The organism is Dactylosporangium sp. CA-233914 (assembly GCF_050942935.1).
Lineage (GTDB): Bacteria > Actinomycetota > Actinomycetes > Mycobacteriales > Micromonosporaceae > Dactylosporangium.
Genome location: NZ_CP192030.1, coordinates 6,408,313 through 6,433,015 on the forward strand (window position 1 = coordinate 6,408,313; position 24,703 = coordinate 6,433,015).

20 protein-coding genes are annotated in these 24,703 nt (G+C 74.2%); 9 read left to right on the plus strand and 11 right to left on the minus strand.

Annotation, left to right across the window (positions count from 1 at the left end; all coding sequences use genetic code 11):
- Positions 1 to 49: 49 nt before the first annotated feature.
- A complete protein-coding gene (locus tag ACQPY0_RS28635) occupies positions 50 to 1,309 on the minus strand; it encodes a hypothetical protein (protein ID WP_432994627.1) in 1,260 nt (419 codons plus the stop codon).
- Between the two features lie 423 nt (positions 1,310 to 1,732).
- On the opposite strand from ACQPY0_RS28635, the gene ACQPY0_RS28640 reads away from it, so the two are divergent.
- The gene (locus ACQPY0_RS28640) at positions 1,733 to 2,566 is read left to right on the plus strand and encodes a hypothetical protein (protein WP_432994629.1); all 834 of its coding nucleotides are present in this window, start codon (positions 1,733 to 1,735) and stop codon (positions 2,564 to 2,566) included.
- A 316-nt stretch (positions 2,567 to 2,882) separates the two neighbouring features.
- Here ACQPY0_RS28640 and ACQPY0_RS28645 read toward each other — a convergent pair whose 3' ends face one another.
- The 3 genes from ACQPY0_RS28645 to ACQPY0_RS28655 form a co-directional block, all read right to left on the minus strand.
- Positions 2,883 to 3,092 carry an HAD hydrolase-like protein gene (locus tag ACQPY0_RS28645; RefSeq protein ID WP_432994631.1) on the minus strand — a complete coding sequence of 70 codons (210 nt, stop codon included), beginning with the start codon at positions 3,090 to 3,092 and terminating at the stop codon, positions 2,883 to 2,885.
- 248 nt (positions 3,093 to 3,340) lie between these two features.
- Positions 3,341 to 5,185, minus strand: coding sequence for a hypothetical protein (locus ACQPY0_RS28650; protein WP_432994633.1), 1,845 nt, complete (start codon positions 5,183 to 5,185; stop codon positions 3,341 to 3,343).
- A gap of 10 nt (positions 5,186 to 5,195) precedes the next feature.
- A complete protein-coding gene (locus tag ACQPY0_RS28655) occupies positions 5,196 to 5,888 on the minus strand; it encodes a hypothetical protein (protein ID WP_432994635.1) in 693 nt (230 codons plus the stop codon).
- Between the two features lie 178 nt (positions 5,889 to 6,066).
- Between ACQPY0_RS28655 and ACQPY0_RS28660 the strand changes: the two genes are divergently transcribed.
- Both ACQPY0_RS28660 and ACQPY0_RS28665 read left to right on the plus strand, forming a co-directional pair.
- The gene (locus ACQPY0_RS28660) at positions 6,067 to 6,993 is read left to right on the plus strand and encodes an ABC transporter ATP-binding protein (protein WP_432994637.1); all 927 of its coding nucleotides are present in this window, start codon (positions 6,067 to 6,069) and stop codon (positions 6,991 to 6,993) included.
- Entirely contained in the window at positions 6,990 to 8,054 is a 1,065-nt protein-coding gene (locus tag ACQPY0_RS28665; RefSeq protein ID WP_432994639.1) for an ABC transporter permease, read from the plus strand. Before ACQPY0_RS28660 ends, ACQPY0_RS28665 begins: the two co-directional genes overlap by 4 nt.
- 19 nt (positions 8,055 to 8,073) lie before the next feature.
- On the opposite strand, the gene ACQPY0_RS28670 is transcribed toward ACQPY0_RS28665, so the two are convergent.
- The 3 genes from ACQPY0_RS28670 to ACQPY0_RS28680 all read right to left on the minus strand — a co-directional run bounded on the left by ACQPY0_RS28670 (position 8,074) and on the right by ACQPY0_RS28680 (position 10,212).
- On the minus strand, positions 8,074 to 8,886 hold the full coding sequence (locus ACQPY0_RS28670; protein WP_432994642.1) for a methyltransferase domain-containing protein: 813 nt from the start codon (positions 8,884 to 8,886) through the stop codon (positions 8,074 to 8,076).
- A gap of 231 nt (positions 8,887 to 9,117) precedes the next feature.
- Entirely contained in the window at positions 9,118 to 9,585 is a 468-nt protein-coding gene (locus ACQPY0_RS28675) for a hypothetical protein (protein ID WP_432994644.1), read from the minus strand.
- 63 nt (positions 9,586 to 9,648) lie between these two features.
- Entirely contained in the window at positions 9,649 to 10,212 is a 564-nt protein-coding gene (locus ACQPY0_RS28680; RefSeq protein WP_432994646.1) for a hemerythrin domain-containing protein, read from the minus strand.
- Positions 10,213 to 10,268: 56 nt separating this feature from the next.
- On the opposite strand from ACQPY0_RS28680, the gene ACQPY0_RS28685 reads away from it, so the two are divergent.
- Genes ACQPY0_RS28685 through ACQPY0_RS28695 form a run of 3 tightly spaced genes read left to right on the plus strand, consistent with a single transcriptional unit; the run spans position 10,269 to position 14,672 of the window.
- Positions 10,269 to 10,958, plus strand: coding sequence for a helix-turn-helix transcriptional regulator (locus ACQPY0_RS28685; RefSeq protein ID WP_432994648.1), 690 nt, complete (start codon positions 10,269 to 10,271; stop codon positions 10,956 to 10,958).
- A 1-nt stretch (position 10,959) separates the two neighbouring features.
- Positions 10,960 to 12,069, plus strand: coding sequence for a hypothetical protein (locus ACQPY0_RS28690; protein ID WP_432994650.1), 1,110 nt, complete (start codon positions 10,960 to 10,962; stop codon positions 12,067 to 12,069).
- Complete coding sequence (locus ACQPY0_RS28695) at positions 12,066 to 14,672, plus strand: multicopper oxidase domain-containing protein (protein WP_432994652.1); 2,607 nt, start codon at positions 12,066 to 12,068, stop codon at positions 14,670 to 14,672. Before ACQPY0_RS28690 ends, ACQPY0_RS28695 begins: the two co-directional genes overlap by 4 nt.
- Positions 14,673 to 14,703: 31 nt before the next feature.
- Here the strand turns inward: ACQPY0_RS28695 and ACQPY0_RS28700 are convergent, their stop codons facing one another.
- Positions 14,704 to 15,261 (minus strand): hypothetical protein, encoded by a 558-nt coding sequence (locus ACQPY0_RS28700; RefSeq protein ID WP_432994654.1) that lies wholly within the window; start codon positions 15,259 to 15,261, stop codon positions 14,704 to 14,706.
- Between the two features lie 78 nt (positions 15,262 to 15,339).
- Positions 15,340 to 16,089: an SDR family oxidoreductase gene (locus ACQPY0_RS28705; RefSeq protein WP_432994656.1), complete on the minus strand. Its 750-nt coding sequence runs from the start codon at positions 16,087 to 16,089 to the stop codon at positions 15,340 to 15,342.
- 54 nt (positions 16,090 to 16,143) lie between these two features.
- On the opposite strand from ACQPY0_RS28705, the gene ACQPY0_RS28710 reads away from it, so the two are divergent.
- The 3 genes from ACQPY0_RS28710 to ACQPY0_RS28720 all read left to right on the plus strand — a co-directional run bounded on the left by ACQPY0_RS28710 (position 16,144) and on the right by ACQPY0_RS28720 (position 20,220).
- Positions 16,144 to 16,917 carry an IclR family transcriptional regulator gene (locus tag ACQPY0_RS28710; RefSeq protein WP_432994658.1) on the plus strand — a complete coding sequence of 258 codons (774 nt, stop codon included), beginning with the start codon at positions 16,144 to 16,146 and terminating at the stop codon, positions 16,915 to 16,917.
- A gap of 79 nt (positions 16,918 to 16,996) precedes the next feature.
- Positions 16,997 to 17,635, plus strand: coding sequence for a TetR/AcrR family transcriptional regulator (locus ACQPY0_RS28715; protein WP_432994660.1), 639 nt, complete (start codon positions 16,997 to 16,999; stop codon positions 17,633 to 17,635).
- Positions 17,636 to 17,682: 47 nt separating this feature from the next.
- Positions 17,683 to 20,220, plus strand: a complete 2,538-nt coding sequence (locus ACQPY0_RS28720; protein WP_432994662.1) for an MMPL family transporter — start codon at positions 17,683 to 17,685, stop codon at positions 20,218 to 20,220.
- A gap of 7 nt (positions 20,221 to 20,227) precedes the next feature.
- On the opposite strand, the gene ACQPY0_RS28725 is transcribed toward ACQPY0_RS28720, so the two are convergent.
- Together ACQPY0_RS28725 and ACQPY0_RS28730 are read right to left on the minus strand one after the other, a co-directional pair.
- Positions 20,228 to 21,481, minus strand: a complete 1,254-nt coding sequence (locus tag ACQPY0_RS28725) for a macro domain-containing protein (RefSeq protein ID WP_432994664.1) — start codon at positions 21,479 to 21,481, stop codon at positions 20,228 to 20,230.
- A gap of 27 nt (positions 21,482 to 21,508) precedes the next feature.
- Positions 21,509 to 24,532 carry a tetratricopeptide repeat protein gene (locus ACQPY0_RS28730; RefSeq protein WP_432994666.1) on the minus strand — a complete coding sequence of 1,008 codons (3,024 nt, stop codon included), beginning with the start codon at positions 24,530 to 24,532 and terminating at the stop codon, positions 21,509 to 21,511.
- Positions 24,533 to 24,703: the final 171 nt, after the last annotated feature.

Below are 24,703 nucleotides of genomic sequence, written 5' to 3' on the forward strand. Positions count from 1 at the left end.
CATGGCAGCCAATTCAGACTTGCTAAACAATTGCAGCTGCCCCATGTATTCATTTTCCCAGAATCCAGCCGGACCCGCTGCCCCGCACGGCTGGCCATAATGTCAAATGGTGCACGCACATGCCGCCGTTGGTGAGCGGCGGCCAGCCGGCGCACATCACAGCGAGTAATCGGCACGGTGATGCCAGGACTTCCTGTCGTGCCGATGAGCGAAACTTCGAACCTCGATCACCTGCCACGGTCCGTCGTGATGAGCGATGATCAACAACCGGTGCCGCACGAGGAGCGTCAGCCGCCGGCGAGTCGGCTACGGGTCGAGCACCTGGTCGGGGTCGCAGTTCATGACGACCTCGCAGTCGCAGAATCCACCGAACTCTTCCAGTCCTTGGGCGAGCCGGTCCACGGACACCTGATGCTCGGTCGCCCACCGCTCGGCGAAGCGCCTGGTGTGGTCGCAGCCCTGCGCTTGAACGTAGGCGTCGACAAAGTCGACCAGGTCCCCGAGTTGATCCTTGTCCAGCGGCAGCGGCGAGTGCGGCGGTGATCGCCGCCTGACGTCGTGGTCCGGGCAGGTGCGGGGCGACGCCGGCCAGGGCCCGCGCGTGGGCGCTGCCGTGCTCGATCGCGTGGGCTGCGTCCTCCACCGCGGCGAGGTGCTCGCCGGTCACCGCCGGGGCAAGGCCCGTCAACGTGACGGCTCGGAGGTTGCCGTCCGCGATGGCGCAGATCGTCCTGACGGTCTCGTCCAGCAGCCGCCCCGACAGGAATTCCGCGACCCGCGTGAGCAGGTGCGGCCGGAGCGCCTCGTCGCCGACGGCGACAGCTGCGGCGACGATCCGCTCCAGCTGCGTCGGGGTGCACCAGGGTGCGAGGGTCACCACTGCGTTGGACATGATGAGCGACATCGGGTGCGCGCGTTCGGCGGCTGCGGTGGCGGCCTCGACCGCCACGTCGCGGTCGGCCTCCGGCAGGTGTGGGATCAGCGAGGCCAGCCTGACCGTCCGGGTGCCGGGCTCTCGGAGGCGCAGTGCGCCGGCCAGGATCCGGGGCAGTTGCGCCGGTGTCGCCCGTGGCACGACGGCATCCATGACCCTGCACCGGTCGAGCTCGTCTTCGAACTGGAGCCCGGCGTCCAGCACCAAGGTCAGCTGATCTTCGGTCAGGAACGGCACAAGGCCGGCCAGTGCCGTCGCCCGGTCGGCGCTGGAGGACCGGTTCATGGCGAACGTCACCAGGTCCTGCATGGTAGGGACGGTCTCGCCGCTGCCCGGCAGGTCGCGGTGTTCCGGTGCTCTCACGCCGGTGATCATCGCGGTTCCACCGGCCGACGCCAAGGCCCGGCGCAGCGTGTGTCGATTCGGATGTCCGCACCGTTACTCGCATGGGACAGTCGGACCCGCCTCATCATCGCACGTCTTTGACGGCGACGCTGTCGTCGAGCCGGTCCCCCCGTCTGGCGGGGGCGCCCGGTCCGCGTCTCCGCCTGATGAGCGGCCGCGGGGATCGCTGAACCGCTGCTGTTCGTGGCAGCGCCCGCCCTTGCCGTTGGCCGCGCTCGTAATGTCGACCAACGATTAACCACTCGACATACCAGTTCATGGCGATGCACGCTGCTCGCCGTGTGCTGGACCTCGTCGTCCTTGCCGCCGGGGCCGGCGCAACCGCAGGCGCCGGATCGTTGTTCGCCGGCACGCCGGTGCTTGCGCTCGTGGGTCGAAACGGAGGGATGAGGGTTGGCCGGTCTGAGCATCGTCGTGTGCCTACCGCCAGACTCGGCGGCGGACGTCGTCGCCGCGCTCGACCGTGTGATGGCGCCGTTCGAGGCGTACCGGGGCTTCGCCCCGGAGCGGGACCAGTGGGAACGGTGGTCCATCCGGGGTGGCTCCGACGGCTCCGGGTTCCGGGTTCTGCCGGGTATGGAGCACGATCCGCGCCTCATCCACGATCAGCCCCATTGGGAGCATGGTCCCCAGCCCAGCCTGGCCGGTATGTGTGCGGGCGGCCCGAGAGGACTGCTCGACCTGGCGGGCCCTGTCGCCGAAGCGGAGATCGCAGCCGGGCGGCTCTGGGACCTGTTCCACCAGCTCCGCGGCGAAATGCCGGCCGTCCTGCCGCTGGAACATTTCAGGACGCTGCCGGAGAACCATGTTCGGTACATGCCCGTCGGCGGAAACCCCGAGGACTACCCTTTGGTGCCGAACCATAACTTGACGCAAGCGATGCAGCAGTACCATGCGCAGCCGCTGATCCAACGACTCCGCGCCGCGCCGTTCTTCGCCGCAGGCGTGGTCCGCGAGCTGCCGGACATGCTGCCGTGGTTCGCACTGACCCGCGAGGAGTATGTTGCCCAGCAGGGCGAGGATGCACTGCGGAGGTCCGAGCTGCTCACGCTCGACGGCTGGTGGACCGAGCGGAACTATCCACCGGTGCATGGAGCCTGTGCAAGCCTCGACACGTGTCCGCACCGCGCCGACCGGAGCGAACCATGGACCCGCGCGGAGATGGTCGCCTACTTGGAGCAGCTGCCCGACGACGTCATCATCGTCCGGCTGCATTGCAAGGTCTGAACAGCAACCTAGCGGGGTTCGACGACGTCCGGAGCCGCGATGCGCGTGCCCTTGCCGATGAACGGCAGATGCGGGAGCGCGCGACGGTGCTTGGTGTGACACTTCGCGACGGGTCTCGGCGATAGTCAGAGCGATCGGGCCGTGGTCACGGCACCGGTGATCAGGTCTAGATCTAGAGCCTGGTGAGGCTTGGTCGCGAACGTCACCTGTTGTCGCACCCCGGCCGCGGTGCAGCGAGGGCGGTCCTCCGTCCGGGAGGCGGGTAGGTAGATGCGTCGGCCGATCAACCACAGTCTCCCGGTCAAGCGTCTCAGCGTCAGCGTGGTAGCCGTGCTGTGAGGTCGGCGAGATTGCCGATCACATCGGTGGCGTCCAGACCATCCGGCGCCGGTCGCCCGCGCCGGTTTACCCAGATCGCGGCTATACCGGCGGCCTGAGCACCGGCAACGTCTGCTGTCAGTGAGTCTCCGACATGCAGGACCTCCTCGGCCCGCATCCCCAGCAGCGCCAGGCCGCGCCGGAACATCCGCGGCGACGGCTTGTACGCGTACCCGGAACGGGGAGGCCACCATCGCGGCTTGGAACGCCTGCCACCACGCGCCGCCGATCTGGTCAGGGGTCACCACCCCGGACGCACTGGCAGCGGCGCGGGCGCAGATCGACGCCACTACCTCGTCGTCCTCTTCAACGACAGTGCCGTAGAAGTCGAGCAACAATCCCTTGATCACAACCGCAGTGTCGTCGCGTAGTAGCGGGTCTGCGTCGAGTCGGCTCTCACGTCATCGATACATCGGGCAGCCGCGGCGCCGGTTGGCTGAGCCGGTACGCCAGCACCGGGATCGCCAGCCACAGCACCAGCAGCGGCCCGGCCCACCGCAGCCGCACCGGATCCAGCCATCCCGCGACCAGGCCCAGCCCGAGCGCCAGCGTGCTGGCCGGCCACAGCCGCCGCAGCCGCGTGCCCAGGCCCGGCGCCACCCGGCCGGCCCGGGTCGCGCTGGTCCACTGCAGCACGCGGCGGTGGCTGACCGTCGTGCGGTACGACGCCCGGATCACCGCGTCGAGCGCCACCAGCGCCATGTCGGCCAGCACCGCCAGCGCGATGAGCCACCGGGCGGTCTCGGCGACGGCGAGGCGACCGGACGGGCGCAGGCCGCGCCGCCACGCCCCGGCGATCCGTCGCACGCTGTGCTCACCCGGCCCGGTCAGCACCCCGCGCACCGCGAGCAGCTGCGGCATCAGCGACGTGAACACGATCGGGTGCGCGCTCAGCGCCAGCAGTGCGAGCGTCCACCAGCCGGACTGCCCGGCCGGCGCGGCCAGCCAGGCCAGCGCGAACAGGGCGGTGAGCGCGGCCGAATACAGGTGGCTGAGCAGATCGCGGGCCATGCACAGCCGCTCGGCGCCCGGCAGCCGGGTCAGGCCCCGGCGGCCGAGAATCCACGGCAGCACGTGGGTGTCGCCGCGCACCCACCGGTGCTCCCGCGCGCGGAAGAACAGGTAGTCGCCGACGTGCGCCTCGACGAGCCGGGCGTCGGTGACCGCGGCCGCGCGCAGGTGCAGGCCCTCCAGCCGGTCGTGACTGAGCACCGAGTCGGGCGGGATGCGGCCGGCCAGCACGGCGCGGTACGCGTGCGTGTCCAGCACCCCCTGGCCGTAGAACTCGTCGGAGCCGAACGCCGCCTGGCGCGCCGACGGGATGCCCTCGGGGATACGGTACGGGTACGTCGCCCACTCGAACCAGGTGCTCGGGCGGGCCGGGACGTTGATCGGGCGCGCGATGCCGAAGCCGGACACGACGATCCCGCGGGCCGGGTCGACCACCGCCGCGTTGTCCGGGTGGGCCACCGTGGCCACCAGCCGCCGCGCCGCCCGTGGCTGCAGCCGGTCGCCGAGGTCGATCGTCAGCACGTACCGCACCGCGCCCAGCCGCTCCACCACCGCCCGGTCCTCGGCGGTGTCCACGGCGAACGTGGTGTCCGTCCGCCCGTCGATGAGCGCGACGAACTCCTCCAGCTTGCCCCGCTTGCGTTCCCAGGCCATCCAGTGCCCCTCGCGCGGGTTCCACAGCCGGCGCCGGAACAGCACCGCGACCGGCGCGGGGCCCGGCCCGAGCCCGGCGAGCCCGGCCCGGATCGCCGCGGCCAGCGCCGCGTCGCCGGGGTCGTGCTCGTGCGGGCTGTCGGCCAGGTCGACCAGGGCCAGGTGCATCGCCGGGCCGCGGCCGGTGACGTCCCGGTTGGCGCGGACACACTCCACGAGCGCGTCGACGTCGGCCTGACCGTCCACAATGGCCGGATACACCACGGCGGTGGCGGCCATCGCCGGGGCGAGCTTCGGCCCGGCCAGGTGCGGCGGCTCGGGCACCGCCCGCAGCAGCGTCATCAGGCACATGCGGCTCAGGCCGTCGGCGATCCGCACGGCGAGCGGGAACGCCACCAGCAGCACCAGGGGCGCCCAGCGCAGCAGCCCGGCGGCGGCCAGCGCCAGCCCACCCGCGGCCAGCAGCGCCGCCGTGGTGCCGGACAGGCCCAGCAGGTACCGGCGAAACCGCTTCTGCTCCAGGGAATCCGGCCGTGGCGCCAGGACGGGGGCGGGCGAGTGATCGAGCGTCGTCACGGCGTCGGGCTCACGCCGGGACGGCCGTGCCGGTGCCCCGGATCGTGGCCTGGACCGCCGGGTTGGCCGGGAACAGGGCGGCCATCACGGCGCCGACCGTGGCGCGCTGCGGCGGCGGGGCCGAGCCGTGGAACAGGGTCAGGAACGGGTCGACGAGGATCGCGCCGAGCGCCGGATAGGGGATCGGCGCGCGGGGGCGCCCGGCGGCGTCGTCGATGAGCGCCGCGGCCTGCGCCTGGTCGCCCTGGCCGGCGTGGAACTGGGCGGCGAGCATGGCGGCGGCGGTGAAGTACGGCTGCCAGGGCTGATCCTGCTGCTGGCCGTGCAGCAGCGACGCGAGGTCCTCGGCGACCTTGTCGCGGTCGTCGCCGGCGTACTCCTGATAGCGGCCGTATCCGGTGCGCACGAGGACGCGGTGGCGGACTCGGCAGTAGCGGGCCGGCCAGTGCTCCGGCATGCCGTCGAGGACGTCGTCGAGGGCTTCCAGGCTCTTGGCGTAACGGTCGTGGTTGCGCTGCTCGGTGCCGCCGGCCTGCATCGCCGCGACCAGGGCCAGCGCGTACTTGAAGCCGGCCTCCGGGTCGTCCCAGTACTCGTCGTAGTCGGCCGCCAGCGCCTTGACGAGCTTCGCCGACCGGCCGAGGCGCACGGCCACCGTCACCGCGTGGAACAACCGCTCGTCGCCGTCGTTGAACAGGCGCATGTGCCCTCCTCGACGTAGCCTGCGGCAACCGTAAGGGCGGACGGTTGCGGCACTGCTGCGGCCGGTCTGCGGCCCGTCTGCGGTGCGTATCGGCGGGCCGCGCGGGCAGGTACGGTACACCCACCGGCGAACCTCTGCCGCCGGCGCAGTTGTCCCCGACAACCGCTGGGAGCGTGGAATGCCGATGCAGGCAGCGATCGTCGCCGAGGACATCCGAAAGGCCTACGGGCCGACCCAGGCCGTCGACGGCGTCTCGCTGACGGTGGCCCGGGGCGAGTTCTTCGGCATCCTGGGGCCCAACGGCGCCGGGAAGACCACCACCCTGGAGATCGTCGAAGGCCTGCGCCGGCCGGACTCGGGCCGCGTCGAGGTCCTCGGGCAGCCGCCCACCCCGCGCACGCGCGGCATGCTGCGCCGCATCGGGGTGCAGATCCAGGGCCTGACGTTCTTCGAGCGGCTCACCGCCCGTGAGCAGATCCGCACCTTCGCCGCGCTGTACAAGCTGCCCGCCTCCCGCGCCGACGAGGTGCTGGAGATGCTGGGCCTGACCGACAAGGCCGACACGCTCACCGAGCGGCTCTCCGGCGGCCAGGCGCAGCGGCTGTCCATCGGCTGCGCCATCGTGCACGCGCCGGAGCTGCTGTTCCTCGACGAGCCGACCGCGGGGCTCGACCCGCAGGCGCGCCGCAACCTCTGGGACGTCCTGCGCGGGCTCAACGAGCGCGACGGCTGCACCGTCGTGCTCACCACGCACTACATGGACGAGGCCGAGGAGCTGTGCCACCGGGTCGCCATCATGGACACCGGCCGGGTGCTGCGCGCCGACCCGCCGGCCACGCTCATCCGCGACCTCGGCGGCGTGACCCGCATCAGCATGCCCGCCGCGGCGCTCGCCGCCGAGCAGGCCCGCAAGCTGTTCCCCGAGGCTGTAGTCGACGCCGAGGAGGAGACGCCGACGACGGGGACGCTGACCATCCGGACCACCGAGCCCGCCGCCGTGCTGGCCGAGCTGGCCGCGCGGGACGCCCTGCGCGGGCTGAGCGTGCGCGGCACGACCCTGGAGGACGTGTTCCTGTCGCTGACCGGACGGGAGTACCGCGCGTGAAGGACGTGCTCACCATATCCAAGGCCATCGCGCTGGGCTTCAGCCGCGACAAGGCCGGCCTCTTCTTCACCGTCGCGTTCCCGCTCGTGTTCCTGTTCATCATGGGCGGCCTCTTCGGCGGCGACGGCGGCACCGCCCGCGCCTCGGTCATCCAGATCGGCGAGGTCGCCGTGCTGGACTCGATGACCGCCGACGCCCACGCCCAGATCGACAAGGTCCTCGACGTCAAGCGCGGCACCGACCTCGACACGGCCCTGGCCAAGGTCCGCAAGGGTGAGGCGGCCGCCGCCGTCGAGCAGCGCGGCAACACCGTCGTCGTGCACTACTCGACCAGCGACCAGGCCGCCGCCGGCACGGTCCGCGGCGTGATGCAGTCCCTGGTGCAGTCGGCCAACCTCGCCGGCTCGAACACGCCGCCGGCGTTCGGCTACGAGAACGTCTCGGTCGACACCACCTCGGTCAAGCCCATCCAGACCATCACGCCCGGCCTGCTCGGCTGGGCCATCGCCACCGGCGCCACCTTCACCGCCGCCTCCACCCTGGTCGGCTGGCGCCAGCGCCGGTTCCTGCGCCGGCTCACCCTCTGCCCGATCAGCATGGGCTCGGTGGTCGGCGCCCGCCTGCTGGTCAGCGTCGGCATCGCGCTGGTCCAGACGGCCCTGTTCATCGCGGTCGCGGCGCTGTTCTTCGGCCTGCCGCTGCAGCACGACTGGTGGGCCACCATCCCGCTGGTCCTGGCCGGCACGCTGGCGTTCCTGGCCATCGGGCTGCTTGCCGGGGCTCGCCTGCGCTCGGTCGACGCGGCCGGGGCGGTCGCCAACCTCCTGGTCATCCCGATGGCGTTCCTGTCCGGCTCGTTCTTCTCGCTCACCCTGGCCCCGAACTGGCTGCAGACCGTGTCCCGCGCGCTGCCGCTGCGCTACCTCAACGACAGCATGACCGCGGTGCTCAGCCACGGCGAGCCGGCCTGGAGCGTCGTGCCCCAGTTCGGCCTGCTGCTCGGCTTCGCCGCGGTGGTCACGGTGGTGGCTGTGCGCCTGTTCCGCTGGGACGACGTCTGACCCGCCGCGCCCGGGGCGGTCAACCGCCGGGCCGGCGGCCGATGCTGGTGTAGGTCGGGTAGCAGTAGACCAGCGTCTGCGGGTCGCGCATCGCCGTGCGGACCAGGTCCAGCTGCTGCGCGCTGACCCCGCGGGCGAGCAGCGCGTCGCGCAGCTGGTGGGAGTTGCTGGCGTGCAGCAGGTTGGCGGCCGTGCCGCCGGGCCACAGCCGGTTGTGCACCTCGGTCCGCACGTCGGCCAGGCCGGCGGCGCGCAGCGACAGCGCGGCCCGGCGCGCCCAGCCGAGGTCGGCGCCGTTGTCTTCCAGGATGCCGAGCAGGGCGTCCTGGAAGGCCTCGAACGCGGCCGCGGCCTCGCCGGGGGCGTGGAGCACGACGTCGCGCCGGGTGGTGTCCCAGTCGGAGGTCACCAGCAGGCCGCCCGGGCGCAGCGCGGCGACCAGCCGGCGGATCACGGCGTCCCGGTCGCTCAGGTGCAGCAGGAGCAGGCGGGCGTGGATGAGGTCGTAGTGGTCGGCGGGCAGCTCGGCGGTGCGCACGTCGCCCTGCCGGACGGTGACGTTCGCGGCCGCGGGGACGTGCCGCGGGTCGAGGTCGAGGCTGGTGACGTGGCCGCCGGGGCCGACCCGTCCGGCCATCCAGTGGGTGAGCGTGCCGGCGCCGGAGCCGATGTCCAGGCAGCGCCAGCCGGCGGTGATGCCGGTGCGGCCGAGCACGCCGGTCGAGTTCTCGTCGAGGATCGCGGCCAGCAGCCCCAGCTGCTCGTCGCCTTCGTGGGCCGCGTTGCTGAACGAGTACTGCGATGTGTCGTGCCCGGCCGTGGTCGTGCTCATGACGCCTCCCAATTGCGCGGTTTGTCGGGTTGTCCCGATCCGCCGCGAAGCGTAGCGACCGGCCCGGCGCGCGGGCCGCGGCGCCCTTGCCGCGCAGGGTCCGGCGCGTCCGCCGCGATCGCAGCGCCGGAGCGGTGTCCGCCCGTCACCAGGGGCTTTGCATAGACGCCGGGGAGTGCCTCGACGCGCCCGGGTGTGACGCGCGTCTACCGGATCGGACACGCCGGAACCTCACGCGCCGCGCACGGCGAGGGCCAGGAAGGCCGCGCCGAGGGCGGTGAACACGGCGCCCACGCCGATCACCAGCAGCGTGATCTGCCAGGCCTGGTAGGCCCCGAGCAGCGCGCCGCGCAGGCTCTGGCCCATGAACGCGGTCTGCCGCAGGCCGGCGAGCCGGTCGTCGGTCCGGCCGCCGGCCATCCACTCCTCGACGATCTCGGCGTAGGTGCGCCCGCCCGTCGCCTGGGCCAGGTTGCCGGCGATGAGGTCCGAGAACGCCCGGGCCTGCGCGCCGGTGTGCACCGCCGTGCCGGCGTAGCGGTGCAGGCCGTCCGGCAGGCCGTCGGCGCCGGGGAAGCTGATCCGCTGCTGGGCCAGCTCCCGCGCGACGGTCCGCCGGCCGGCCAGCCCTTGCACGATCATGGTGGGGCCGGCGATCAGCAGCACGGCCGCGGTGAAGGCGAAAAGAACCGAGATCATACGTTTCAGGGTCGCGGTGCGGGCGGCCGCGCGGCAGGGCCCGACGTCCCGGGCCCGGCCGGGTCACAGGTCCCGTCGCAGCTCCACCGTGACCGCGCCGGGCGCGTCGGTGCCGCAGCCGCAGCCGTGGCAGCCGCACCCCTCGGCGGGCGTGTCGGCATCGGCGCCGATCAGCTCGTGCAGGCCCACGAGGAGGGCGGCGAGGTCGACGCCGTCGGCGTCCACCAGCAGCGGCAGGATCAGGTCGTTCTCCTTGGCCAGATGGGTCTCGAACACCGCGCGCAGCCCGCGACCGGCGGCGGCCGCCGCCACCGGCGACGAGGTGGCCTCAAGCTCCGTGACCAGCGCGACGATCGCCCGGTGCTCGGCCACCATGCCGTCGACGAGCAGCCCGGCGCCCGGCTGCCGGGCCGCGGCGGGGTAGAGGGCCTGCTCCTCGGCGGAGGCGTGCGGCAGCAGCTCGGTGCGCACCCAGCCGGCGAGGGTGTCGCGCGCGGTGAACGCCTGCCGGAGGCCGCCGATCTCCGCGGCCACGATCAGCTCGGCGACGTGCCCGTTCAGGGCGGCGGCCAGCTCGTCGTGGTGGCGGACGATGGCCCCCGCGGCGGCTCGGTCGGAATGTGACATGGCGCGCTCCCGTTCTCCTGGTTTTGCTGCTATCTGACGTTATAACGTCTAACACCGTGGAAACCCTCGGGGAAGGCCCGCGCGGCGAGACGATCGACACGCCACAGCACCGGGCGCTCGGGTCGGCGAGCCGGGTGTCGATCCTGCGGCTGGTCCGCGACGCGGCGACCGGGCTCACCGCCGCCGACGTGGCCGCCCACACCGGCCAGCACCTGTCCACCACGCGCGCGCACCTGGAGCGCCTGGTGGAGGCCGGGCTGCTGGTCAAGGCGCGGGCGAGCGACGGCCTGCCCGGGCGGCCGGCCTGGCGTTACCGGGCGAGCGCGGCCGATCCGGCGCCGGCGCCGTACCGGGGGCTCGCGGCGGCGCTGCTGGAACACCTGCCGCCCGACGGCCGCGGCCGCAGCACCGCGGGCCGGGTCGGCCGGGACTGGGGGCGCCAGCTGGCGGCGAACCTCCCCCCGGGCGGCGACCCGGCCGAGGCGGTGACCGCCGTCCTCGGCGCGCTCGGCTTCAGCCCCGAGCCGCGGCCGGGCGGACCCGATGCGGCCACCCTCGAGGTGCACCTGCACACGTGCCCGTTCCTGGAACTGGTCGGGCAGCACCCGGACGCCATGTGCGGCCTGCACGCCGGCGTGGTCCAGGGTGTGCTCGAAAGCCGCGGCGTCGCGGGGGACCGGGCGTCGCTGGAGCCCTTCGGCGCGCCGCACGCCTGCGTCGTGCGCCTGCCGCCGCGGCAGGCATGAGGTGGTCACCGCCGGCTCCGAACGCCTCGCGGCGCACTCGCTGCGCCGGCGGCTGCCGGTGCTCGCCGGCGCCGGGCTCGCCCTCGGCGGCGGCCTCTACGGCGCGCTGCTGCTCATCGGCCTGGCGGTCCCGGCACCGCCGGTGCCGGTCGAGCAGGTGCACGGCCCCGTCATGGTCTTCGGGTTCGTGGGCACCCTCGTCGCCCTGGAGCGGGCGGTGGCGGCCGGCCGTCGCGTCGCCCTGCTGGCTCCCGGCTGCTGCGCCGCGGGCGGGCTCATCCTGCTCGTCGCCGGGCCGGGACTGCCCGGCAAGCTGCTGCTGATGGCCGCGGCGGTGGGGCTGCTGGGCATCTACCGCCGGCTCTGGGCCCGCCAGCCTTCGGTGGCGCTGCTCGCCCAGGCCGCCGGCGCCTTCAGCTGGTACGCCGCGACGCTGCTCTGGCTCGCGGGCGATCCGATCGCCGGCATCGTGCCCTGGATGGTCGCCTTCGTGGTCGCCACCATCGCCGGGGAGCGCCTGGAACTCGCCCGCGTCGGGCTCGCCTCGCCCGTCGCCGAGCGGTGGTTCCTGGCCGCGCTGGCCGCCCTCATCGCCGGGGCCACCGGCGCCACCCTGTGGCCGGAGGCGGGCACCCAGGTCTTCGGGCTGGCGCTGCTGGCGGTCACCGCGTGGCTGGCGACCTTCGACGTCGCCCGGCGCACTGTTCGCGGCACGGGCCTGCCCCGGTACGCGGCCGCCGGACTGCTCGCGGGCTACGCCTGGCTGGCCCTGGCCGGGCTGCTCTGGGCCGGCGCGGGCCCGGCCGGGGCCGGCGCCCGCTACGACGCCGTCCTGCACGCCGTCTTCCTCGGCTTCACGCTCTCCATGATCTTCGTGCACGCCCCGGTGATCCTGCCCGCGGTGCTGCGCCGCCCCCTGCCGTACCGGCCGGTGCTGTACCTGCCGCTCGTGCTGCTGCACACCTCCGTGCTGCTGCGCATCGCGGTGGGCGACGCCGCCGGGAGCGAACCGGTGTGGCGATGGGCCGGCCTGGCCAACGTCGGGTCGGTGCTGACGTTCCTCGGCTGCGCGGTCGCCCTGTCGCATCGCCGCGGCCGGGCGCGCTCATGAGCGCCCTCGCGCCGGCGCCCACCGGGCGGGCCCGCTGGCACCGGCGCGCCGGCCTGCTGCCCGCCGCCTACCTCGCCGCGCTGGTCGTCCTGGCCCTCGTACATCCCCTGGTGCCCACCTGGCGCTGGCTCGCCATCCACCTGCTGCTGCTCGGCGCCGCGACCAACGCGATCGTGATCTGGAGTGCCCACTTCACCGCCGCCGTGCTGCGGCTGCCCGCGCCGGCGCACCGCCGGGCCGAGTCCCTCCGGCTGCTGCTGCTCAACGCCGGAGTGGTCGCGGTCCTCGCCGGCGGCGGAGCCGACCGGCCGCGGCTGGGCGTCGGCGGTGCCGTCGCGGTGTTCGCCGCTGTCGCCGCACACCTCGGCTGGCTGGCCGCCCGGCTGCGCACGGCGCTGCCGGCCCGCTTCGCGGTGACCGTCCGCTACTACCTGGGCGCCGCCGTCGCGTTGCTCACCGGCATCCCGGCCGGCGCCTGGATGCTGGTGGCCGACGACGACGCCCGGCCGCGGGTGCTGCTCCTGCACGCCCATGTCAACCTGCTCGGCTGGGTCATGCTCACCGTCCTCGGCACGGTGCTCACGCTGTGGCCGACGATCCTGCGCACCCGGATGGACCCGGCGGCGGTCGCTGCCGTCCGCGCCGCGCTGCCCGTCGCGCTCACCGCGACGGCATTGCTCGCGGCCGGGGTGCTGGCCTGGTGGCCGCTGGTCTGCGGCGCCGGGCTGGCCGGATTCGCCCTGGCCCTGCTCATGACCGCCGGCCCCGCCGCCCGGGCCGCGTGGCGCAAGCCGCCGGAGTCCTTCGCCGGCTGGTCGATCGCGGCCGGGGCCGGATGGCTGCTCGTTTCGCTCGCCGTCGACGCGGCGACCCTCCTGACGGCCGGCAGCCCGGACGCGGCCGCCGACCGGTTCGGCGCCGTACTGACGCCGCTGCTCATCGGCTCGGTCGCGCAGATCCTTCTCGGCGCCCTCGCCTACCTGCTGCCGATGGCGCTGGGCGGCGGCCCGGCCCCGGTGCGCCGGCGCACCGCCGCGCTGGAGCGGCACTGGCCGCAGCGGCTGGCCATGACCAACGCCGCGCTCGTGGTGTTCCTGCTGCCGGTCGGCCCGTACGTCCGGATCACCACGTCCCTGCTGCTGCTCGCCGCGCTGGTGCAGTTCCTGCTTCCGGCCGCCCGCATGCTCCTGTCCGACCGCATCGCCCGGTCCGATGTCGCCCGCCCCGATGTCGCCCGGTCCGAGGTTGCCCTGTCCGATCGGAGGTTGGCCACCGTGCCCGAACGCAGCGACCGTCCGCTGGGCGCCATCGCCACCGGCATCGCCCTCGTCGTCCTCGCGGTGCTGACCGGAGCCGCGGCACAGCACGTGACCGGCGGCCGACCCGCGGCCACGAGCACCCCGGTCACCCCGACCGGGCACACGACGACGGTCGCGGTGACCGTCGACGACATGCGGTTCCGGCCCGCGACGATCACCGTCCCGGCCGGCGACCGGCTCGTCATCGAACTGACGAACGCGGACGACCGGCGCCACGACCTGATCCTCGCCACCGGCCCCAAGACCGGCGCGGTCGGCCCGGGCCGCACCGTCCGTCTCGACGCCGGCGTCATCGGCGGGCCGGTCGAGGGGTGGTGTTCGCTGCCCGGCCACCGGCAGGCCGGCATGACCCTCGTCATCTCGACCACGACCGGGCACGACGGCCACACCGCGGGGGCGCCGCCGGCGCCGGCCGCGCCATCGCAGACCGTCGACACCATGGCCGATCCGGGACCCGGCTTCCACGCCCGCGACGCGGCGGCCCCGATCACCGGGACTGGCCGGGTGCACACGCTCGCCCTGCACGTTCAGGAGGTACGGCTCGAGGTCGCTCCGGGCGTGTCGCAGACGATGTGGACGTACAACGGGACCGTGCCCGGGCCGGTGCTGCGCGGGCGGATCGGGGACACCTTCGAGATCACCCTGGTCAACGACGGCATCGTCGATCACGGCATCGACTTCCACGCCGGGGCGCTGGCCCCGGACGTGCCGATGCGCCCGATCGAGCCGGGGCAGAGCCTGACCTACCGGTTCACCGCCACCAAGGCCGGGATCTGGATGTACCACTGCTCGACCATGCCGATGCTGCTGCACATCGGCAACGGCATGTACGGCGCCGTCATCATCGACCCGCCGGACCTGGCCCCGGTGGACCACGAGTACGTGCTCGTCCAGTCCGAGCTCTACCTCGGCGGCGACCTCGGCAGGATGCAGGCCGAGCACCCGGACGCCGTGATGTTCAACGGCTATGCCGCCCAGTACGTCCATCGCCCGCTGACCGCGCGCGCCGGCGACCGGGTCCGGATCTGGGTCCTCGACGCCGGGCCGAACCGCGACAGCTCGTTCCACGTCGTCGGCGCCCAGTTCGACACGGTCTACGCCGAGGGCCGCTACCAGCTGCGCCCGGCCGAGCCGGGCGGCGCCCAGGTCCTGACGCTCGGCCCGGCGGCGGGCGGCTTCGTCGAGACCGTGTTCCCGGAGCCCGGCCGGTACCCGTTCGTCACGCACCTCATGGCCGACGCCGACCGCGGCGCGCGCGGCATCATCGCGGTCGCCGGCCGATGAGCGACGCGAACGCCGCCGCTGCGCCGGCTCGTCAGCGAGTACGTGCGAGTGCTTCGACCTCTGCGAGGGTTGCGACCTGGTCGCACTCCTCGGGCGTCAGTTTGTTGATCAACGCTTTGGCTGCCTGGGCTTGTCTCGTGGTGGGCAGGTCACCGGCGACGAGGGTGGGCAGGGCCAGCTCGTAGCCGACCCTCGCCCGCGCGCTGTACCGCTCGCGGCAGCGGGCAACGGCGAAGGAGACGCGGATGGCGTGCTCGTTGCCGGCCGGCACGTTCGGCCGGTCCGCTTCCCGGGCCGCGAAGCGCACCGCGTGGTAGTAGGTGCACCGCTGACAGGTGACCGGTCCCCGGGTCAGGGTGGACCCGCACTCCGCACACGGCAGGCGGTCGAGGGCGGCATCGACGACGTGCCAGTCGTGCTCGTCGGGCTGGTCGACCACGAGCCAGCTCAGCGCCGTCTCGTCCGGCGAACCGCCGGCGACGTCCAACTCGCCGAGCAGGCGCGCCCAGGCCAGGTCGAGTTCTGCCTCGATCTTGTCGATGGCCTGGGACAGCGCCGTGCTGCGCCATACCCGCACGGTGTCAGCCATGTCGCCAAGCATGGTCCATCAGCGGATGCCACGACACCGGGTTTGCCGCCCGGCAAGCCCACAACCTGCCGCAGCGCGTCAGCGGCCGCCGGTGACGTCGAGGGTGGTGCCGGTGACGAAGGCGGCGTCCGGCGAGAGCAGCCACGCCACCGCGCCCGCGACGTCGGCCACGGTGCCGGCCCGGCCCAGGGGCTGGTCGGGGCCGAGTCGCTGGGCACGGCCCGGCTCGCCGCCGGCGGCGTGGATCTCGGTGTCGATGATCCCCGGGCGCACGCTGGTGACCCGGATGCCGTAGCGCGCCACCTCCAGCGCCAGCCCCCGGGTCAGCGTGTCCACGGCGGCCTTGCTGGCGGCGTAGTCGACGTATTCGCCGGGCGCGCCGAGGTCCGCGGCCTTCGAGGAGACGTTCACGATCGCCCGGTCCGGCAGGTGGCTGTCGCGCATCCGGGTCACCGCCTCGCGGCAGCACATGGCCAGGCCGATGACGTTGACGCCCAGGATTCGGCCCCAGCGATCGGCGTCGATCTGCTCGAAGGTGCACTGCCGCTCCAGGACGCCGGCGCTGTTGACCAGGCCGGCCAGCGGGCCCAGGGCGTCGGCGGCCTTGAACAGCGCGGCGACCTGGGCCGGGTCGCCGACGTCGCAGGGGTGCGCGCGGACCGGGCTGTCCGGCCGGTCGAGCTCGGCGACCAGCTGCTGAGCGCGTTCGTGATTGCCGCGGTACGCCAGGATGAGCGCCCGCCCGGGCACTGCGGCGAGGCGGCGGGCCACCCCCGCCCCGATCCCGCGGGTGCCACCGGTGATGACGTATACGGCCGACATCTGCATGGCGGGTGACCGTACGGGCCGCGGCCCCGGCCTGGCGAGCGGCAGAATCACTGAGTGAGTCACGAGTCGCCGTCGACGATGATCGGACGGGTCCTGGCGCTGCTGGACGCCGTCGGCGCGGCGGGCGCGATCAGCCGCCGGGAGCTGGCCGGCGCGACGGGGCTGCCCCCGGCGACGGTCAACCGGATCGTCGCGACGCTGCTCGGGCAGCGACTGCTCGCCGAGGGCCCCGGCGGGCTGCGGCTGGGCCTGCGGCTCTTCGAGCTCGGCACCCTGGCCGGGCAGGCCGGCGTCACGCTGCTGGACACCGCCGGGCCCTACCTGGTCGACCTGCACGCGGCCCTGGGCTGGACGGCGCAGCTCGCGGTGCTGGACGGCGACGCGGTGACCTACCTGCTGAAGGTCGATTCGCACCGCCGGCCGCGCCTGGACACCCGCGTCGCAGGGCGCTTCCCGCCGCACTGCACCGGGGCCGGCAAGGCGCTGCTCGCGTTCGGCCCGCCGGAGGTCACCGACGCGCTCCTCGACCGGCTGCCGCTGACCGCCCGCACCCCGGACACCCTCACCGACCGGTCGCGTCTGGTGGCCGACCTGCGGGCGACCCGGCGGCGCGGGTACGCGATCGATCGCGGCGAGTTCCAGACCGGCATGAGCGGCGTCGCCGTGCCGATCCGCGCCTCCGGCCGGTCGCTGGCCGCGGCGACGCTGGCCGGGCCCGCGGACTCGTTCGAGGCGACGCGGGCCGCGCACGCCCTGCGGGTCGTGACACAGCTCATCGAGGCGCGGCTGCGCCCGGATCAGAGCCCGGGACCGGTGGCGACGGCGTAGCAGCGGACGATCCGGGGCCGGAGAATACTGAACCGGATCAATTTGCACCACGTGCATCGTTGCACTTAGTGTAATAGCAGTGAGTGATCAGTCGACCGGTCGCCGCGAGGCGCTCAAGGCCCGCCATCGGGCCGCGATCCTGGGCGCCGCGCGGAGCCTGATCGACGAGCGGGGCGGGGCGCACTTCTCGGTGGACGAGCTGGCCGAGCGGGCCGACGTCGCCCGGCGGACCGTGTTCAACCACTTCGCCTCGCTCGACGACGTGCTGCTCACGCTCGGCACCGAGGTCCTGTCGGTCCTCGTCGACGACTTCCTGGCCCAGGTCGCCGCCGCGCCGGTCGGCGACGGCAGCCGGGCCTCGATGTTCGACGAGCTGGCCCGGACCCTGCGCGCCGCCGACCTCGTCGGCGCGGTCGTCGCCATCATCGCGATCGTCGGCGTGCCCGGACCGGACGACGGCCGCTCCCAGGTGCTGACGCACACCGCGTTCCGGCGCATCGCCGGCGCCCTCGCGGCCGAGGTGACGCGCCGCTACGACGCCGCCGATCCGCTCGACGTCGAGCTGATGGTGAGCTCCCTGACGAGCGGCATCGTCGTGATCGTGGGCCGGTGGATCGCGCTGACCTCCGGGGTGCTCGACGAGGCGGCTCGCGCGGTGTGGGACGACCTGCTCACCCGGCTTCTGGACAACATTCGCAACGGGTACCTGCCCGCCTGAGCGCAACCCGCCCGAGTGAAAACCCATCTGGAAGGAAACGTCGCGGCATGGCCGAACTGCTCTACCGGCTCGGACACTTCTGCGCCCGGCGCCACTGGCTCGTGATCGCCACCTGGGTCGTGGTGATCGGGATCGCCGGGGGCGCCTACGCACTGTTCCACGGTTCGCTGTCCGGGGCGATCACCATCCCCGGCACACCCACCAGCAAAGTGGCCGACGAGCTCGCCGCGAAGTTTCCGCAGGCCAGCGGTGGCACCGGCACCATCGTGTTCGCCACCACCGGCGGCGGGGCCTTCACCGACCAGCAGAAGTCCCAGGTCGCCGGGCTGCTCAAGGAGATCGGCGGCCGGGAGGGTGTGCGCGGCACCACGGATCCGTTCCAGACGGACGCCGAGCGCGCCGGGCAGCAGCAGAAGATCACCGACGGCCGGACCCAGCTCGCGCAGGCCAAGCAGCAGCTCGACGACGGGCAGGCGCAGCTGGACGCCGGCCGGCAGCAACTCGATGCCGCCCAGCAGCGCCTCGACGCGGCCAAGGCCCAGGCGGCGTCCTCGCCGTCGACCCTGGCCCAGCTCAACGCTCAGCAGCAACAGCTCGACGCCCAGCGGCAGGCGCTGCAGACCAACCAGAAGACCCTCGACGACAACCGCGCGAAGCTGGCCGCCGAGACCCGTCAGCTCGACCTCGGCGCCCAGTTGCTCGGCCTGGCCGCGCAGATCCGCACCGTGTCGAAGGACGGCTCCGCCGCGATCGGGGCCGTGCAGTTCACCGTCTCGACGTACGCGGTCGACCCGGCGCTCAAGCAGGCGATCGTGCAGCAGGCGTCCGACGCGCACATCGACGGCGTGCGGGTCGACGTGTCCAACGACATCGCCCAGAGCGTGCCGAACGTCGCCGGCCCGGGTGAGGCCGCCGGTCTCATCATCGCCGCGATCGCGCTGTTCGTGATGCTCGGCACGATCACCGGTGCCGCCCTGCCCATCATCGGGGCGCTGCTCGGCGTCGGCGTCGGGGTGCTCGCCGCCCTGTCGCTCTCCGACGCCGTGGACATGATCTCGGTGACGCCCGTGCTCGGCCTCATGCTCGGGCTCGCCGTCGGCATCGACTACGCGCTGTTCATCCTCAACCGGCACCGCCGGCAGCTCAAGCAGGGCGTGGCGATGGCGGAGTCCATCGGGCTGGCCAACGGCACCTCCGGCAACGCGGTCGTCTTCGCGGGCTCGACCGTGCTCGTCGCGCTGCTCGCGCTCAACGTCACCGGCATCCCGTTCCTCGGGCTCATGGGCACCGTCGGCGCCGTCTGCGTCGCGGTCGCCGTGCTCATCGCGATCACGTTCACCCCGGCGCTGCTGTCGCTGGTCGGGATGCGCATCCTCAGCCGCCCGGAGCGCCGGGCGCTCGGCGAGGCGTCCGGGCGGCCCCGGGCGGTACCGCTGCCGCAGGCGCCCATGTCGACGCTGCGGGCCGTGTTCACCCTGCTGGGCGGTGTGGCCGTGCTCGCCGTGCTCGCCATTCCGGCGCTGTCGATGCGTCTCGGGCTGCCCACCGGCTCCGCGGAGGCTCCCGACTCGCCGCAGTACCAGGCCTACAAGACGGTCGAGCGGGAGTTCGGCGCGGGCGTCAACGGTCCGCTGCTCGTCGTCGCCGACCTGCCGCGGGCGCTCGCCGGCGCCGACCTCACCGCCGCCCAGGCCGCGATCGGCACGAGGCTCGCCGCGCAGCACGACGTGGTCGGCGTGGCACCGATCGGCGCCTCACAGGACTCCACCGTCGTGGCGTTCCAGGTCGTCCCGAAGGAAGGCCCGTCGAGCGAGTCGACCGCCCAGCTCGTACGCGACCTACGCGGCCTGTCACCGCTGACGGTCGACGCCGGCCCGGTGCAGCTGGGCGTGGCCGGCAACGCCAGCGGCAACATCGACGTCTCCCAGAAGCTCGCCGACGCGCTGCCGATCTACCTCACGCTCGTCGTCGGCCTGTCGCTGATCATCCTGATCCTCGTGTTCCGGTCGATCCTCGTCCCCGTGACCGCGACCGCCGGGTTCGTGCTCTCCCTCTTCGCCGCGTTCGGCGGGCTGACCGCCATCTACCAGTTCGGCTGGCTCGGCCCGGTCTTCGCAGTGCACGACCCCGCGCCGATCCTGAGCTTCCTGCCCATCATCGAGATCGGCATCCTGTTCGGCCTCGCCATGGACTACCAGCTGTTCCTGGTGTCCGGCATGCGCGAGGCGTACGCCCACGGCGCCCCCGCCCGGCTCGCGGTGCGCCGGGGCCTGCACGCGGGCCGGGCCGTCGTCACCGCCGCGGCGATCATCATGATCTCCGTGTTCGCCGGCTTCATCTTCGCCGACTCCGCCACGATCCGGCCGATCGGCTTCGGCCTCGCCTTCGGCGTGCTGATCGACGCGTTCGTCGTGCGGATGCTGCTCATCCCGGCCGCGATGCACCTGCTGGGCCGGGCGGCCTGGTGGCTGCCGAAGTGGCTGGACCGCATCCTGCCCGACGTCGACGTCGAGGGCGCCAAGCTCGAACGCACCCACCCGATCGACGGCCACGCGGCACCGGTACCGGTGGAAGCCGTCTTGTAGCGCCGGCTCACGGGGCGGGCCGCAGGGCCGGATGCGCGGCGAGGGCGTCGGTCAGGGCGGTCTTCTCCTGCTCGGTGTAGCCCAGGAAGTACACGCCCCGCAGCCGCGTCGACGGCGTGGCCGCGAGGTGGTCCACGGCCGCCGCGACGAGCTCGACCGCCGTCGCGGCGACCGACCCGCCGGCCTGCCCGGTGCCCAGCATCGGGAAGATGATCGTCCGGACGGCCTCGTCGTCGGCGGCGAGGCGCTCCGCGTGGGCGAGGGCGCTGGCCACACACGCGCCGACGTGGCGGATCTGGCGGAACCCGGCGCCGGGCTCGCCGTGCACGGCGGCCACGTGGATGATCCACCGGACCGCGTTGCTGTCGGCGAGCGCGCCGGGGCCGGTCACGAAGGCCGTCCCCGGCGCGACCGGCCGGTGAGCGCCGACGGCCCGGGCCAGCTCGTCGGCGATGACGTCCTCGACGACGTGGCCGCCGGCGTCGCGGCGGGCGCCGTTGTACCGGATGATCGCCGAAATCGAGAACTCGTTGAACCGGGGCATCTCCATCTCGGTGTTCTCGCTGTTGACCCAGATGTCCACGTCGCGCACGCGCATGATCCGCCCGGGGCGCACGCCGAGGACGCAGCCGTCCGGCCGCAGAGCGCGGAACACGGGCTCGGCCGCCGGCCCGGGCGCGGCCGGGCCGTTCCACAGCCAGGCCCTGCCCCGGAACTCCTTCGCGTGCACCTCGACCGGCTGGAACTCCTCGGTGCTGAGGCCGGCGCGGCGCTCGGCCAGCGCGTGCGCGTAGAGCTGCTCGGAGACGACCACGGCCAGGTCGGCATGGGGCCGCTCGGCGAGCGCACGGCGCAGCGCCTCGCTGTCGACGAGCCGCCCGGCCTCCACGATCGCGGCCCCGGAGAATCCGATCGCGGCCGGGCCCAGCGGCCCGATCACGGCGGCCATCCGCAGCCGCATCCGATCCCGGTAGCGCCGGTTGTCCTCGGCCAGCATCTCCGCCGCCGAGCGCAGCAGGCGGGCGAGCGCCCGGGGCACCTCGACGTCGCTGGGCAGGAAGACCACCATGCCGTCGCCGGTGCCGTGGTGATGAGTATCGTCGATGCACAGCCCGAGGTCGCGCAGCACCTCGTCGACGAGCGCCGCGACCCGGTGCTGCACGTCGACCTTCTCCCGCGCGGAGCGGCCGCCGTAGCCGGTCACGTCGAGCACAAACCCCATCCGGACGGACGCCGGGAACGCTGCCGCGCGCTGGCCCATGCCACCCAATGTAGGGCGGCCGAGCGCTCACCCGGAATCGCCGCCGGCGCCGACGAGGACGAAGGCGGCCCAGACCAGCGGGCTGCCGTCGCGCAGCAGCGCCGCGCGGGTGCGGTGCAGGGCCTCGGCGGGGGCGATACCGGCGCGCAGGTGCTCGTACAGGGCGACCATGAGCCGGCGGGTGGCCAGGTCCGGGACGGGCCACAGGCTGAGCACGACCGAGCGGGCACCGGCGGAGAGCAGGCCGCGGGCCATGCCGATCGGGCCCTCGCCGGCCCGCACGGTGCCGAGGCCGGTCTGGCAGGCGGAGCACACCACGAGGTCGGCGTCGAGGCCGAGATCGGCCATCTCGTACACCTGCAGCAGATCGTCGCCGCCCGCGCTCGGGTCGTCGCCGGGTCCGGGTGGCGTGAGTACCAGGCCGGAGTACAGCGGGTCGGCGTCGTCGAGCAGGCCGTGGGTGGCGAAGTGGACGAGCCGGTGCGCGGGCGCACGACGGCGTACGGCCGCCTCCGTGGCCGCCGCCCCGGCGTGCCGCTCGCCGTCCGCGCCGAAGAGGACGGCGAGCGTGTCGAGCTCCGCGCCCGCGCCGGGCAGGGGGCGCAGGCGGCGGCCGGACGGCAGCAGCGCCGCGGTGCCGTCGGCGGCGGTGAGCAGCGGATCGCCGAAGCCGGCGAAGGCGCGGGGCGCGGCCGACGGCGGGCGGCGGCGCAGCTCGGCCAGGACCGTCGCCGACGGCGCGTAGCCGGTCACGAGCCGGGCGGCGACGGGGCCGCCACACCAGGTGAGCAGCTCGAAGGGCAGGTACGCGAGCCGGCCGTCCGGCACCACGGTCAGGCGGCGGGCGTCGTCGGGGACGGGGACGAGCAGCGCCGCGGAGAGCTCGCGGACCGCGTCCGGCGGCGGGGTCCCGCGGCGGCCGGCCCGGTAGCCGGCCGTGACCTCGTCGACGAGGACGGCCAGGCGCCCGGCGCCGATCGGCAGCCGGTGCTCGTGCAGCGCGGAGCGGGTGACGGCCCAGGCCAGCACCGAGTCCCCGGCGAGGGCGTAGCTGACGAGGACCTCACCGTCGGCGAGCACGGCTTGCACGGCCGCGAGCACCTCGCCGGGGACCGGCGGGGCGGCGGCCGGGTCGGCGGCCTCGCGCGCGGCGAGCTCCTCGGTGACCGCGTCGTACTCCTCCCGCAGCGACGGCGCGGCACCGGGGCCCCGGTGGGCGGCCGCGATGCGCCGGCTCAGCTCTCGCTGCCGGGCGTGCAGGGCAGTTTCCGGCCGCGGACCGATGCCCAGCCGCTCGCGCAGCGTGCGGGCCTTGCCCCGGTCGTCGTAGGCGAACGCGGCCCCGGCGTCGCCGCGCCGGGCGAGGGCGCCGACCAGCAGGCGGTACGTCCCGTGCCGGTCGACCAGCGCGGTCTCCCGGTCGCCGGCGCGGGAGCGCACTGACTCGACGGTCGCCACCGCCTCGGTCAGCGTCGCCACCGCCGCGTCCTGGTCGCCGCCGGCGGCCAGCAGGTCGCCGAGCAGGGTGAGGTCGGCAGCGAGCCGGTCGCTCCCCGGCGCGCGGGCCCGGTCGATCTCCACGGCGCGCCGGGCGTGGCGCAGCGCCCCGGCGAGGTCGCCGGTGCGGTACAGCGCCCAGGCGAGGTTCGCCATCGAGTGCGCCGCGGCGGGGGAGTCCGGGGCACCGGCGAGGTCGATGTCGAGCGCCTCGCGCAGCATCGGCAGGGCCCGGTCCGCCTCGCCGCGCTCGACGAGGATGGCGGCGATGTTGTTCAGGTCGGTGGCCAGGCGGGGCGAGCGCGGGGCGGTGCGCCGGTCCCACTCCGCGGCGCGGCGGTACAGCCCGAGCGCCGCCTCGTCGTCGCCGAGCGCACGCAGCACGACGCCGAGGTTGTTGCGCATGGTGGCCGTGGGCGTCGACTCGGGCGCCGTGTCCTCCTGCAGGGCGAGGGCCTGCCGGTAGTACTCGGCGGCGCGGCGCAGGTCGCCGGTGTCGTGGTAGACGAGGCCGATGTTGTTGAGGTCGTTCGCGACCGCCTCGGAGCGGGGCGAGACCCGGCGGTGCAGCCCCAGGGCGCGCCGGTGCAGCACGAGCGCCTCGGCGAAGTCCCCGGCCGCGCCACGGACCTCGGCGAGGGTCGCCAGGCAGGTGCCGTGGGCGGCGGTCTGGTCGGTGGCCGCGTAGATCTCCACGGCCCGGCGGGCGTGCCGGTCGGCGTCGTCGAGGTCGCCGCCCGCGAGTCCGGCCCGGGCCAGGCCCAGGTGGACCGAGCCGACGGCGGGCGAGCCGGGCGCGATCGCCTCGCGCACGGCGAGGGCGGCGCGCAGATACGCCTGGGCCTTGGCGGTGTCGCCGGCGTCCGTCTCCAGGTGGCCAAGGTTGAGCAGCACCGTCGCGCCCGGGGCGGGCCGCCGCGCCGCGCGGGTCACCTCCAGCGCGGTGAGCAGGTTCTCGCGGGCCTCGTCGATCCGGCCACGGCGCAGGTCGACGACGGCGAGGTTGCTCAGGGCCGCGACGAGCGTCTCCGGCGGCGCGCCGGTCTCGCGCAGGATGTCCAGGGCCCGGGCGATGTGCCCGGCCGCGGCGTCGAGCTCGTCGCGGGCGTCGTGCACGGCGCCGATGCTGAGCAGAACGGTCGCCCGGGACACCGGGTCGTGGTCGGGCTCGGCGAGGATCGCGCGGGCGCGGGCGAAGCGGGCGAGCGCGCCGTCGAGGTCGTCGCGGGCGAGGGCCAGCCGGCCGAGGCTGTGCTCCGCGTTCGCGGCCCCGGCAGTGCGCGGGTCCGGCCCGTCGCGCCGCGACTCGACCTCGAGCGCGGCCCGGAAGCGCCGCTCGGCCTCGGCGGTGTCGCCACGGTCCGCGGCGATGCGCCCGAGCGAGTTGAGGATCGCGGTCACGGCGGTGTCGTCCGGGTCGATGGCCCGCCATCGCCGCAGGGCCCGCTCCAGCCGCTCGGCGGCGTCGGCGAGGTCGCCCCGGCGGTAGGCGCGCTCGCCGTTCCAGTGCGCGCGGGCGGCGGCGACCCGGCGCGCCCAGCCGGGCATCGGCATGCTCACATCCCGCGGTGGACGTGGGCCGCCCGCGACGGTGGGCCGGATGGGTCGGCGGTCACGCGTCGACGGTACCGGCGCGGCACCCGGAATCGCTCCACCGTTGCGGGGCGCGGGCGGGCCGTTCGGTGTCCGCGATGTGGCGGGGTGGCCGAGCGCGCGTCCGCCCGC

Bases quoted from the DNA above. Each gene is read 5' to 3' on its own strand.
- ACQPY0_RS28635 (WP_432994627.1), bottom strand. From the start codon at position 1,309: ATGATCACCGGCGTGAGAGCACCGGAACACCGCGACCTGCCGGGCAGC.
- ACQPY0_RS28725 (WP_432994664.1), bottom strand. From the start codon at position 21,481: ATGGGCCAGCGCGCGGCAGCGTTCCCGGCGTCCGTCCGGATGGGGTTT.
- ACQPY0_RS28660 (WP_432994637.1), top strand. From the start codon at position 6,067: ATGCCGATGCAGGCAGCGATCGTCGCCGAGGACATCCGAAAGGCCTAC.
- ACQPY0_RS28675 (WP_432994644.1), bottom strand. From the start codon at position 9,585: ATGATCTCGGTTCTTTTCGCCTTCACCGCGGCCGTGCTGCTGATCGCC.
- ACQPY0_RS28670 (WP_432994642.1), bottom strand. From the start codon at position 8,886: ATGAGCACGACCACGGCCGGGCACGACACATCGCAGTACTCGTTCAGC.
- ACQPY0_RS28720 (WP_432994662.1), top strand. From the start codon at position 17,683: ATGGCCGAACTGCTCTACCGGCTCGGACACTTCTGCGCCCGGCGCCAC.
- ACQPY0_RS28730 (WP_432994666.1), bottom strand. From the start codon at position 24,532: ATGCCGATGCCCGGCTGGGCGCGCCGGGTCGCCGCCGCCCGCGCGCAC.
- ACQPY0_RS28705 (WP_432994656.1), bottom strand. From the start codon at position 16,089: ATGCAGATGTCGGCCGTATACGTCATCACCGGTGGCACCCGCGGGATC.
- ACQPY0_RS28655 (WP_432994635.1), bottom strand. From the start codon at position 5,888: ATGCGCCTGTTCAACGACGGCGACGAGCGGTTGTTCCACGCGGTGACG.
- ACQPY0_RS28680 (WP_432994646.1), bottom strand. From the start codon at position 10,212: ATGTCACATTCCGACCGAGCCGCCGCGGGGGCCATCGTCCGCCACCAC.
- ACQPY0_RS28695 (WP_432994652.1), top strand. From the start codon at position 12,066: ATGAGCGCCCTCGCGCCGGCGCCCACCGGGCGGGCCCGCTGGCACCGG.
- ACQPY0_RS28645 (WP_432994631.1), bottom strand. From the start codon at position 3,092: ATGTTCCGGCGCGGCCTGGCGCTGCTGGGGATGCGGGCCGAGGAGGTC.
- ACQPY0_RS28700 (WP_432994654.1), bottom strand. From the start codon at position 15,261: ATGGCTGACACCGTGCGGGTATGGCGCAGCACGGCGCTGTCCCAGGCC.